Here is a 12,743-nt window from a genome sequence, read left to right as displayed (position 1 = left end):
AAACCGCGCCCGCCGCCGGTGTGACCTTTCTGATGTCCCGGGTGCCGCACTGCGAGGGCGCCCGGCGGCAGAACAGGCAGGGAGCGCGCGAATTTCTTACATAATGGCTCTTCACAAGCTGCACAGGTCACGCTAAAGACGCCTCACCATTCAATGTGCGGATGTGGCGGAATGGTAGACGCGCAGCGTTGAGGTCGCTGTGGGGTAACACCCGTGGAAGTTCGAGTCTTCTCATCCGCACCATATATTCCGGGTCTGCCCCGGCATCCCGGTACACCCCGACAGATCCTGTGGGTTTTGACGGCTACCGGCACAGCCCGCTTTTACAGCCCTCGTAATTCTCCGCATCCCGATGCGCCAGTTTTGTCCCACGCGGCACGCGCCGGCGCAATTTTTCCCGAATGCAGATGGCCGGATCCTGTTGCACCCTTACCGTGATGAGTTCCGCTGGCTCAGCTGGTTGAACTGAACTTAGGGCAGGATGTAGTCACGCGACACAACCGGCCACATCATTCCTGTCACCTGCCTGCTCGCAGGCCCGCACCCGCCCATTCCTGCGCCGTGCAGGTGCGGTCGTTCGGGCGTTGCGTCCCGGTGTAACTTCTGTTTGATGCCACAAAGCAGAATCCGCGCAGGAAAAAGGGGCAAGTGTGACCGACCGCGATATTCCGCTCAGCACACTGCTGGTGCATCTTGAAGACCTGGTGCGCAACGGGCTTGCCCTCTGGGATCTTCCCCGGGATGTCACGCCGCGTCTGATCAACGTGTCGGAAAACACCACATGGCTGATCGAAAATACCAGGGGATTTCGGGCCGTGCTGCGTGTGCACCGCGAGGGATATCATTCGAAACGCGCTATTGCCTGCGAACTGGCATGGATTGAGGCCCTGCGCGGCGCTGACGTTGTACCCACTGCGAAGATGTTCACGGGGCGCAATGGCAAAGTTATCCAGCAGGCTGGCACGCCGGGTTTGCCGTCGGCCAGGTATCTCGTGCTTTTCGAGCATCTGCCCGGCGCCGCGCCCGATCAGACCTCTGACATGACCGCAGGCTTCAGCACCGTCGGGGCGATGGCAGCGCGATGCCACACCCATGTTCTGGGCTGGCAGAAACCGCGACCCTTTGAACGTCTTGTCTGGGACGAAGAGGCCGTTTTCGGGTCTGCGCCCACCTGGGGCAACTGGCGTGATGCTCCTGGCGTCGATGAGCCTGCGCGACAGGTTCTTGAAGACGTCGAAAGGGTGGTCTGCAAACGCCTCGACGCCTATGGGAAAACGCCCGACCGGTTCAATCTGATCCATGCTGATATGCGTCTGGCTAACCTTCTGCAGGATGCCGAAGGCACTCGTCTGATCGACTTTGACGACTGTGGTACCGGCTGGTTCATGTACGATTTCGCGGCGGCGATCAGCTTTATTGAGGATGATCCGGCGGTTCCCGCTCTGCGCCGTGCATGGCTTGAGGGATACCGGTCAGTGCGCCGCCTTGATCCGCATGATGAGGCGGAAATAGACACTTTTATTATGCTGCGGCGGATGGCGCTGCTGGCCTGGATCGGCAGCCATATCGAGGCCCCCGAACCCCGCACACTGGCGCCGCATTTTGCCCGGAATACTGTGCGCCTCGGGCGGGACTGGCTTCTGCGGGCGGGTGCCTGACAGCTGCCTGCAGGCCTTCCGGGGAAGACGCTTCCGGTACCTGGGATTGTATTTTTTCCGGCACGGCAAACACCGGTTGTGTTGCCCGGGCGCGACGATTGCTGAAATGCGAAGTCACTGCAGATTTTCCCCGTGCGCGACCGTCAACAAAACCATATTTATCCTGAGACTGTTTTCGCATCGGATGACCGTTGCCCTGAAATTGCCACAATTGGCCCACGGGGCGTGGAAAACATGGACTTGCAGCTGCCAGTTTGTCATTTATATGACGTTTAATTGGTTTCAGTGTGGCGCACTGCGTCGCGGTTATTTCGGGGAAGAGAAATGGGTATGAGTATGACGAGGTTGTGGACCACGACGTCCTTTGTGTTGGTTACGTCTCTTGGTCTCGCGTCGCCGCAAGAGGTCCGAGCACAGGGTCTGTCGGGTGGCCTTGGGCAGTGCAGCATCAGCTCCACGCGCGGCGCTGTTGAAAACATTTCGCTGGAAGCACTCTGCAGCTGCGAGACGATTACGTCGGGCTTCATCGACTACATCCAGCGGCACCCAAATTACGTTGATATTCTTGTCGGCACGGGCGAGGCCTGTCCGGCACTCGCGCTTCTTCTCTCTGATGAACCGACCGGCGCAATCGGCGCTGATGACGGTGACAACGATGGCCTCGACGATGCGATCGGCGGCGACGGTGGCAGCGAAGGCGGCCCCGGCGGCAGTCCACCGAGCGGTGACGGTGGCGATGGCGGTGAAGACGGCGGTGATGGCACCGGCGACGGTGGCGATGGCACCGGCGATGGCGGTGATGGCACCGGCGATGGCGGTGATGGCACTGGTGACGGTGGCGATGGCACTGGCGACGGCGGTGATGGCACCGGCGACGGTGGCGATGGCACCGGCGATGGCGGTGATGGCACCGGCGACGGCGGTGATGGCACCGGCGACGGTGGCGATGGCACCGGCGACGGCGGTGATGGCACTGGCGACGGTGGCGATGGCACCGGCGACGGCGGTGATGGCACTGGCGACGGTGGCGATGGCACCGGCGATGGCGGCGATGGCACCGGCGACGGCGGCGATGGCACCGGCGACGGTGGCGATGGCACCGGGGACGGTGGTGATGGAACCGGCGACGGTGGCGATGGCACCGGCGACGGCGGTGATGGCACCGGCGATGGCGGTGATGGAACTGGCGACGGTGGCGATGGCACCGGCGACGGCGGTGATGGCACTGGCGACGGTGGCGATGGCACTGGCGACGGCGGTGATGGCACCGGCGACGGTGGCGATGGCACCGGCGACGGTGGCGATGGCACCGGCGACGGCGGTGATGGCACCGGCGATGGCGGTGATGGAACTGGCGACGGTGGCGACGGCACCGGTGACGGCGGTGATGGAACTGGCGACGGTGGTGATGGCACCGGCGACGGTGGCGATGGCACCGGCGATGGCGGTGATGGCACCGGCGACGGTGGCGATGGCACTGGCGACGGCGGTGATGGCACCGGCGATGGCGGTGATGGCACCGGCGACGGTGGCGATGGCACCGGCGATGGCGGTGATGGCACTGGCGACGGCGGCGATGGCACTGGCGACGGTGGCGATGGCACTGGTGACGGTGGCGACGGCACCGGTGACGGTGGCGACGGCACCGGTGACGGCGGTGATGGAACTGGTGACGGTGGTGATGGCACCGGCGACGGTGGCGATGGCACCGGCGACGGCGGTGATGGCACCGGCGACGGCGGCGATGGCACTGGCGACGGTGGCGATGGCACTGGTGACGGTGGCGACGGCACTGGTGACGGTGGCGACGGCACCGGTGACGGCGGTGATGGAACTGGTGACGGCGGTGATGGAACCGGCGACGGTGGTGATGGCACCGGCGACGGTGGCGATGGCACCGGCGATGGCGGTGATGGCACTGGCGACGGCGGCGATGGCACTGGCGACGGTGGCGATGGCACTGGTGACGGTGGCGACGGCACTGGTGACGGTGGCGACGGCACCGGTGACGGCGGTGATGGAACTGGTGACGGCGGTGATGGCACTGGTGACGGTGGCGACGGCACTGGTGACGGTGGCGACGGCACCGGTGACGGCGGTGATGGAACTGGTGACGGCGGTGATGGCACTGGCGACGGTGGCGATGGCGGCGTTGACGGAAGCGGCAATGGGCCCGGCAACGGGAATGGCAATGCCGGCAACCCCGGGAACGGCGGCGGTAACACCGGCGGATCAGGTCCGGGCACCGGCAACGGTGGTAATGGCAACGGGAACGGCGGCAATAATGGCGGCGGGAACGGTAATGCCGGTGGCAATGGCGACGGCAACGGGCCCGGCAACGGGAATGGCAATGCCGGCAACCCCGGGAACGGCGGCGGTAACACCGGCGGATCAGGTCCGGGCACCGGCAACGGCGGTAATGGCAACGGGAACGGCGGCAATAGTGGCGGCGGGAACACCGGCGGATCAGGTCCGGGCACCGGCAACGGCGGTAATGGCAACGGGAACGGCGGCAATAGTGGCGGCGGGAACGGCAATGCCGGAGGCAATGGTGACGGCAACGGGCCCGGCAACGGCAATGGCAATGCCGGGAACCCCGGGAACGGCGGCGGTAACACCGGCGGATCAGGTCCGGGCACCGGCAACGGCGGTAATGGCAACGGGAACGGCGGCAATAATGGCGGCGGGAACGGAAATGGCGGCGGCGTTGATGGCAGCGGGAACAGCCCCGGTAACGCCGGTGGCAACCGTGACGGCAATGGCCCTGGCAACGGTAACGGCAACGCCGGCAACCCCGGAAACGGCGGGGGCAATAACGACGGCGACGGTCCGGGCACAGGCAATGGTAACAGCGGCGGCGGGAACGGCGGCAGCAATGGCGGCGGGAACCGGAGCGACAACGGCGCTGGCCGCGGCAACAACCGCTGATCAGTCACTTATTGAAAACGTAAAAAGCCGCGGTGAGGACCGCGGCTTTTTACTTTGAAGTGACCTGAGAGGTCAGGCTTTGGTCAGCACGCCGACCCAGGCGCCGGGATTTCGGGGGTTTTGCATGCGCAGGAAGGTATAGCGCGTGGCTTTCCAGGGTTTGACCTTGTCATTGAGGTTGTCGAGCACATAGTCGCCGGCAGTCGTGCGCACCACAAGAACAGCGTGGCTGCGTCCCTGACGGTCCAGAACTGTGGTAAGCAACAGGTTCTGCGGGGCAAATCCGGCCCGCATCAGCTCTTTCTTTTTGAGCAGCGCAAAATCCTCGCAATCGCCGCGGCTGGACTGAGGCAGTGTCCAGTAGTCGGCCTTGCGGTACTGTGACTGGTCGGTGACTTCACGGATCTGACGGTTAACCCGGCGGTTGATCTGATCGACCTTGCGCAGATCGCTTTGCGACACCTTACCGCTGGTTCCCGAGTGCGAGCAGGCCCACCGGTACTTTCCGCACAGATTGCGCGCGCCCGTTGGGGCGGCAATGGCCATTTTGGCGGGCAGGAAACTGTTTCCGTCACCGGCATGTGCATCTGTCGCAGGCAGAACCGCGAGACTGAGACCAAGGCCAAGAGCAAATAGGCCTGCGGCCAGGCGGGGAAGTTTCCTGAGCGGGTGGCGGTGAGCAGAACGTCTGATCGCAAAGTCGGTCATATCTGGAGCCTCATTCAGTTTCATCAGGAGCCAGCGCTGTTTGCTTTCCCGGCAGCGAAAGAAAGCGCGACTGAAAACTTTATCCCGGGTCCTGATGGCAAAGTTTGGACGTAAATCGGACGGGTTGAGCCCGATCGGTGCGGAAAAGAGGCTCGAACGGTGCTGAAAACATGGCAGCCCGCCCGGGGTGCCGGAGCCCGCCTTAATCGGTTTTTTGCAGATATGACCGGTTTATTAACGGCTTGAGCGCTGATCAACGGAGCATCTATCGCGGCGGAAATGTGGCGAGCCGGGTCACGGGCAGTGCCACAGGCATGCCGCAATTCGTTAAAATGCTCCCTAATTTCGGGCAGGCCGGTAACGTTTTGAAGCGATTCCCGCCACCGGTCCGGGAAACCAAAGACGGAATCGCCCTGATCCGGCGGCAAAGATGGCCGGGGTGCGCCGGAAAATCCCGGCCCCGCGATCCTCAACCTGTCAGGCTACCGTCGGTTCTGCGCCCGGCTCCGGCCCATTGGTGGCCTTCTCCCGGTCAGCGCGCCGTTCGCGTCGGAAATAGGTGTGGTAGAGCACCGGTACGCCGATCAGGGTCAGAACAGACGCGAAGCCAAGGCCCGCCATAATGGTCACAGCCATCGCAACAAAGAAGCTGTCGGTCAGAAGGGGCGCCATCCCGAGGATCGTCGTGCCGGCTGCCAGCACCACGGGCCTGAGGCGACTGACAGAGGCAAGAACAATGGCATCGTCCTGCGCAAGGCCGTCCGCTTTCTGCGCGTCGATCTCATCGACCAGCACGATGGCGTTCTTGATCAGCATACCCGACAGCGACAACAGCCCGAGCAACGCCGTAAAGCTGAACGGCACCCCGGTGAAGAGCAGCCCCAGCGCGACCCCGTTCACGGCCATTGGCACGATCGTCCAGATAACAGCAGCCTGACGCAGCGAGCCGAAAAGCAGCACGGTGATCAGCAACATGGTTCCGAAACTCAGCGGCATCTGGCGCCCCAGTGAAGCCTGCGCCTCACCCGCGCTTTCAAACTCACCGCCCCATTCCATCTGATATCCCGGCGGCAGCGGGATCGCTTCGATGCTGCCACGCACTGCCGCGAATGCGGTGGGCGGGGTGACCCCTTCAATCACATTGCCCTGTACGCTGATCGTCGGCACGCGGCCCCGGCGTTCGATGAGTGTGTCGCGCACCACCACGTCAAAGCCGTCGATCATCTGATCAAGCGGCAGATAATCCCCCAGTGCCGGGGACCAGACGATCTGGTCCAGCATCTGCCCGGCTTCGGCCACTTCATCGCGGGGAGTGCGGATAATGATCGGGATCAGCCTTTCGCGTTCGCGGTAGTCGCCCGCCCGGATCCCGTCTGTTGCAAGCGCTATGGATTGCGCCACGTCAGACCTTGAAACACCAACCGCCTGGGCGCGGTCCTCGGCAAAGACCGGACGGGTCACGACCTCGCGTTCGCGCCAGTTGGTGCGTTCGGTGTGCAGATCTGGTGTCGCGGTTTCCAGAACGTCGAGCGCCTCCGTCGCCAGCCGGCGCAGAACATCCGGATCGGGACCGGAGAAGCGCACCTCGACATCCGCCCCTGTCGGCGGGCCGTAGATGACCCGCTCGGACCGGCTCTCGGCCCATGGGATCGCACTGGCTGCATATTGATCCAGATCGGCCCGGATGGCCGGGATCGCTTCAGGGGTAGCGGCGCGAATGATCAACTGCCCGTAGGAGGAATCCCGCTGTTCGGGATTATAGGTCAGCACAAAGCGCGTCACACCCTGGCCTGCTGAACTCGTCACCGAAAGGACATCATCGCGCGCCAGCAGCCAGTCTTCGATGACCGCCAGATCGCGGCTCGTCTCCTGAATTGCGGTGCCCTGAGCCCCCTTATAATTGAAATAGAAGATCGGCGTATTGGCGGGCGGGAAGAACTGCTGCGTCACCTGTCCGAAAGCCGCAAAGCACGCAACCGTAAGCCCCAGCAGCGCGACAATGACCAGCCAGCGGACCCGCAGGGCGCCGCGCACCAGCCTGCCATAAGTCTGAAAGAGCGGACCGTCATAGGCATCGGCTCCCTCTTCGAGGCCGCCGACCTGAAAGAAGTAATGCGCCAGCAGGGGTGTCACGGTGATGGCCAGCAGCCAGGAAAGCATCAGCGAAATTCCGATAACCGCAAAAAGCGAGAACAGAAATTCTCCGGAGGCATCCGGTGAAAGCCCGATCCCGGCAAAGGCCATGATGCCGATCACCGTTGCCCCGAGAAGCGGAACCTGGGTTTTGCGGGCAACCTCCTGTGCGGCATCGGGTGCTTTGCGGCCGCGGCGCATCTCTACCTGCATGCCCTCGGCGACCACGATGGCGTTATCCACCAGCATGCCCATGGCGATGATCAGGGCACCGAGACTGATCCGTTCGACTTTGACATCGAAGAGAAACATAAAAAAGAACGTGGCCGTCACCGTCAGCAGCAGCGAAATGCCCACCACCAGCGCCGCGCGCCAGCCCATAAAGATAGCCAGCACCGCGATGACGACGCTGACCGACAGCGCCAGACTGGTCAGAAACCCGGTGTTGGCCTCATCGACAACCCGGTGCTGTTCATAGATCGGGTGTAGCGTGACACCGGCGGGCAGAATAGAGCTGATTTCATCGAGATGCGTCTCGACGGCCTGTCCGACCGAGACGATGTTGCGTGAGGACAGCCCGGCAATCCCCAGCGTAAAGGCCGGCACCCCGTTGTGGCGGATAATCTGCTCGGGATGTGCCACGCGCCCGCGAAAAACCTCTCCGATGTCCAGCAGGTTGATTACTTCGCCGCGGAACCCGAACGACAGGCCGGCGATCTCATCGACGCTGCTCTCACCCGTCGGGGCATCCACGCGCAGTTCGCGATCGCCCGAGCGGGTGGATCCGGTCGGAACGACACTGTCGGCGGTGGCGACTGCCTCGAGGATCACGCCGGGATCAACGCCCAGGTTCGAAATCGTGCTGCTGTCGGGTTCTACAAAAATAGCTTCTTCGGGCAGGCCCATCAGCTGCGCATTGGCGACACCATCCACCGAAAGCACTTCGCGCCTGAGGTAATTTGAGATCTCCCAGATTTCAGCATCGGTGAACCCGGGTGCTGTGACCGCATAGAAAATACCGAACACATCGCCAAAATCATCATTGACCACAGGTGGCTGCGCGCCCGCCGGCAGATCGGCCACTGCGTCAGATACCCGGTCGCGCAGATCATCCCAGACCTGGGGCAGCGCGTCGCCATCATAGCTGTCGCGCACCTCAACCTCGACAATCGACACGCCTGGCCGGTTTGAAGAGGTGATTGTCTTGACCTCATCCATCTGCTGGATTTCGTTTTCCAGCACTTCTGAAATTTCGGTGGCCACCTCGGATGCGGTGGCGCCGGGGTAGGGGGTGATCACCAGCGCGTTTTTAAGCGTAAAGAGGGGGTCTTCGAGCTTGCCGACTGAGAGATACCCCGCCGCACCGCCGAGCAGGCAGAAGAGCATCAGCAACCAGGTGTAAAGCGGGCGCTCAATGGCGTTGCGGGCGATCTGCATATGCCTACTCCCCGGTCGTCAGGCCGGTGTAGCGGCGGACTTTCTGCCCGTCGCTCAGCATCTGCAATCCGGCGCCGACAAGCTCGGCATCGGCATCGAGCCCTTCGACACGCAGATCGGTGCCCGCCGCAGAGATCACGGTCACGTCCTGCAGGCGCAGCGTGCCGCTGTCCGGGTCATCGCTGTCCGGGTCAAAAACCATCACCTTTGCCGAACGGTCCGCTCCGAGCAGCAGCGCAGAGGCCGGCAGCGGGCGACCCGGCGGGGTGTAATCACCGTTGACGGTTGCGGTCACCGTCATCGACGCGCCGGGGATCAGGGTAGAGATTTTCAGGTCCGGCAAACGCAGGGTCACAAGAAATGTCTGTCCGATGGCTTCGGTCTGCGCTTCAAATTCGATCAGCTCCAGCGGCACCGGATCTTTGCGCTGCGCAACCTCACCGGTGAAGGTGATGGCCTCAGGCGGAATGCCGGACTGAAAAAGCCGCTCGGGCACGTCGATCTGAACCCGGATTTCCGACATGTCATGCAGCCTCAGGATCGGCTGGCCGGGTTCGACATTTGAAAAGTTTGCCGCCAGCCGCGCGGCGACCAGCGCATCAAAAGGCGTGCGCAGAACTGAATCCTTCAGCGCGTCGCGCGCATCATTCAGCGCAACTTCGGCCAGTTCGCGCGCGGTCTGGGCGTCTTCCGCACGCACCGCAGAGGCGACATTTGAAGCCGCAAGCCGGCTTGCGCGGTCCTGATCCCGGGTCGCCTGGCGCAGTGTCAGCTCCGCCCGCGCGACCGCCCGTTCAAAGTTATCGGTTTCAAGCTCTGCAACCACGGTGCCCACGGGATAGCTTTCCCCCTCCACGACAGGCAGCTGCACCAGCCTGCCACCGACCTCAAAGCTGAGATCCACCGTTTCACGCGCGGCAATCCTGCCAAAGAAGCGGCGCACGAACCCGGTATCTGCGTCATCAGGCGCAATCAGTTTGACCGAAGGCACCGGCACCGGCTGACCTGACGGGCCAAGCTCTGCGGTGTCATCGGACTGAGCGAGAGCCGCACCTGTGCTGAAGAGGAAGCCGAGAAAAACTGTTGCTGCTGCAACGCGGGACAGACGCATTGGTCGCACTCCGGTAATAATCTGAACTGATCTGTTCAGTTATCGTATCTAACCTGACGGATGCGGATGGCAAGGCTTTCGGGGTATGTCTCAGATTAATCGCGTGCCTGCTGCCGTAAACTGTCAGGATCTGCTCAGGTTCCGGCCAGAAGTTCCAGCCAGAGCCAGACCGTGAGGATCGACGATCCGGTTGCGATCAGTACGGATGAGGCGGCGACCCGTTTGGCCCGGCCGTACATATTGGCAAAGATGTAAGCGTTGAAACCCGGTGCCATCGCGGCTGTCAGAACACCGGACCGGAAGAATTCGCCCTCGACCCCGGAGGCTTTGCCAAAGGTCCACATCAGGGCCGGGTGCACAATCAGCGTGATGGCGCAGACCATGGCGATCGCGCGCAGGTCGCCTTCGGGGCGATACTGAAAAAGCACACCGCCTAAGGCAAAGAGAGCCGCGGGAAGGGCTGCACGCGCGATCAGGGTCAGCGCGTCATCCACCACTCCGGGCAGACCTGCTCCGGAGAGGTTCACGATGAAGCCTGCGCCGATCGCGAGCACCAGCGCATTGCGGAACATCGCACGGGCAACCGAACGGATCATCACCAGCGGCGACTGCCCGCGGTTGCGGGTGATTTCCATCGCCGTGATGCCAAGCCCGTAACAAAAGGGCGAATGCAGCGCGACAATTGCAAAATTGCCGGTCATCGCGTCTGCCCCGTAGGCGCGCTCGGTGATCGGCAGGCCAAGCAGCACCGAATTGGAGAAAAGACAGCAGAAGCCGATCGCCACGCAGTCCTCCCACTCGCGCCGGAAAAAGACACGCGCACCGAAGATGCCGAGCAAAAAACAGATGGCCGCCCCGGCGTAAAAGCTCCCCAGCAGTCCGGGATCAAAGGAAGCCTCAAGATCGATTTTGGCGATGGCCTGAAAGAGCAGGCAGGGGATGGCAAAGTTTTGCGTAAACCGCATGACCCCGTCGATACCGGTCTCGGGAAAGAGTTTGCGCCAGACCGCGACATAACCAAAGCCGATGACCAGAAAAACCGGGAGAATGACGTCGAGCAGGGTCTGCATCAGCGGCCTTTGCGCCTTTGGGAAGGCGGGATGCCTCCGGCGGGAAAATCTGCGGCTGGAAAGCCGTCAGGGGGCGGGAAAACAGAGCGACAACCCGTCCCAGGCGGGTTCGATATGTGCGGCGGTTTCCGCCTGCAGCGTGTCATAGTCGAGATCAATATGCATGTTGGTCAGAACGGCCCGGCGCGGTTCGGCCCGTTCGATCCATTCCAGGGTACGCGCCAGATGCGCATGGGTCGGATGCGGTTCGCGGCGCAGCGCGTCCACAATCCAGCAGTCGAGATTTTCGAGATGATGCCACTGGTCGTCTGGAATGCTCGCCACGTCGGGCAGGTAAACGACATTGCCGATCCGGAAACCCAGCGCATCCATACCGCCGTGCCGGACACTGAATGGCGTGAAGGTGATCGGCCCCCCGGCGCCGTCGATTACCGTGTCACCATCAATCAGGTGCATATCGAGGATCGGGGGATAGGTGGAGCCTTCGGGCTGAATAAAAGCATAATCAAACCGCTGCAGCAGCGCGTCGCGGGTGGGCTGATCGGCCCAGACCGGAAGGCGTGCGCGCATGTTGAAGACGATCATGCGCAGATCGTCGATGCCATGGGTGTGATCGGCGTGCGAATGGGTGTAAATTACCCCGTCGAGCCTCCCGGTGCCGGTCGACAGAAGCTGATCACGCAGATCGGGCGAGGTATCGACCAGCACACTTGTGGTACCCGCATCACTGATCCGTTCAACAAGGATCGAGCAGCGGCGGCGGCGGTTTTTGGGGTTGTCAGGGTCGCAGTCGCCCCAGTGCCCGCCAAGGCGTGGCACGCCCCCCGAAGAACCGCACCCCAGGATCGTAACTTTAAGCTCAGCCATCAGGCAGCAACCCGGAAGTCGGCGGCCTTTGAAAAAAGACGCTCGAAATTGGCTTCCGTCCGGGCCGCGAAGGCGGCGTAATCCATACCCATCGTTTCCGCCCCGCGGCGGGCGGTATGCGCGGTATAGGCCGGCGTGTTGCGCTTGCCGCGAAAGGGCGGCGGCGCGAGATAGGGCGCATCGGTTTCCACCAGAATCCGGTCCACGGGGGCCGCAGCGAATATGTCGCGCAACTCAGTCGATTTCGGGAAGGCGGTGATCCCCGACATGGAGAGATAAAAACCAAGATCAAGAGCTGCTCTGGCAAGCGCGGCCGAAGAGGAAAAGCAGTGCATGACGCAGGTGTATGCGCCGTTTGCGTATTCTTCCTTCAGGATCCGCGCCATGTCGTCATCGGCGTCGCGCGCGTGGATGATCAGGGGCAGACCGGTCTGGCGGGCAGCATCGATGTGAATGCGCAGCGAGGTCTGCTGTATCTCCGCGCTGTCAGCGGTGTAGTGATAATCAAGCCCCGTTTCGCCGATCCCGACCATTTTGGGGTGCTGTGCAATGGAAATGAGTGCATCCGTGCTGGTCAGCGGCTCTTCAGCGGCACTCATCGGATGGGTGCCTGCTGCATAAAACACCGGATCATGCGCCTCGGCGATGGCGCGCACGGCAGGTTCGTTGCGCAGCTTTGTGCAGATCGTCACCATGCGGTGCACACCTGCTTCAGCCGCCTGCGCGACCACCTCTTCGAGCCGCCCGTCAAAGTCGGGGAAGTCGAGGTGACAGTGGCTGTCGGTAATCCGTGGTGTGTCGGTCATGAAGGTCCGGGAACGGGGCCGCCTC

General features: G+C 62.7%; 8 protein-coding genes and 1 tRNA gene. 3 read left to right on the top strand and 6 right to left on the bottom strand.

The annotated features are described in order from the left end of the window. The first annotated feature begins 157 nt into the window (after positions 1-157). The 3 genes from G3256_RS12940 to G3256_RS12930 all read left to right on the top strand — a co-directional run bounded on the left by G3256_RS12940 (position 158) and on the right by G3256_RS12930 (position 4,644). Positions 158-243 (top strand) — tRNA-Leu (locus G3256_RS12940). Positions 244-650: 407 nt separating this feature from the next. After that, positions 651-1,658: a phosphotransferase enzyme family protein gene (locus G3256_RS12935; RefSeq protein WP_169641213.1), complete on the top strand. Its 1,008-nt coding sequence runs from the start codon at positions 651-653 to the stop codon at positions 1,656-1,658. Between the two features lie 640 nt (positions 1,659-2,298). Next, on the top strand, positions 2,299-4,644 hold the full coding sequence (locus tag G3256_RS12930) for a ribonuclease E domain-containing protein (RefSeq protein WP_169641212.1): 2,346 nt from the start codon (positions 2,299-2,301) through the stop codon (positions 4,642-4,644). Positions 4,645-4,658: 14 nt separating this feature from the next. Here G3256_RS12930 and G3256_RS12925 read toward each other — a convergent pair whose 3' ends face one another. From G3256_RS12925 to G3256_RS12900, 6 genes are all read right to left on the bottom strand, one after another. Next, positions 4,659-5,294 carry a transglutaminase-like cysteine peptidase gene (locus tag G3256_RS12925; RefSeq protein ID WP_169641211.1) on the bottom strand — a complete coding sequence of 212 codons (636 nt, stop codon included), beginning with the start codon at positions 5,292-5,294 and terminating at the stop codon, positions 4,659-4,661. 477 nt (positions 5,295-5,771) lie between these two features. Continuing rightward, entirely contained in the window at positions 5,772-8,864 is a 3,093-nt protein-coding gene (locus G3256_RS12920; RefSeq protein ID WP_169641210.1) for an efflux RND transporter permease subunit, read from the bottom strand. A 4-nt stretch (positions 8,865-8,868) separates the two neighbouring features. Then, entirely contained in the window at positions 8,869-9,975 is a 1,107-nt protein-coding gene (locus G3256_RS12915) for an efflux RND transporter periplasmic adaptor subunit (RefSeq protein ID WP_169641209.1), read from the bottom strand. A gap of 134 nt (positions 9,976-10,109) precedes the next feature. Then, a complete protein-coding gene (locus G3256_RS12910; RefSeq protein ID WP_169641208.1) occupies positions 10,110-11,045 on the bottom strand; it encodes an AEC family transporter in 936 nt (311 codons plus the stop codon). Positions 11,046-11,111: 66 nt separating this feature from the next. Next, the gene (locus G3256_RS12905; protein WP_169641207.1) at positions 11,112-11,912 is read right to left on the bottom strand and encodes an MBL fold metallo-hydrolase; all 801 of its coding nucleotides are present in this window, start codon (positions 11,910-11,912) and stop codon (positions 11,112-11,114) included. Further along, entirely contained in the window at positions 11,912-12,718 is an 807-nt protein-coding gene (locus tag G3256_RS12900) for a TatD family hydrolase (protein WP_169641206.1), read from the bottom strand. The genes G3256_RS12905 and G3256_RS12900 overlap by 1 nt, the downstream gene beginning before the upstream one ends. Between the last annotated feature and the right edge of the window lie 25 nt (positions 12,719-12,743).

This window comes from Roseobacter ponti (assembly GCF_012932215.1).
Taxonomy (GTDB): Bacteria; Pseudomonadota; Alphaproteobacteria; order Rhodobacterales; family Rhodobacteraceae; genus Roseobacter; species Roseobacter ponti.
Note: the sequence above shows the minus strand (reverse complement) of the source record. Positions and strands in the feature narration are given on the sequence as shown.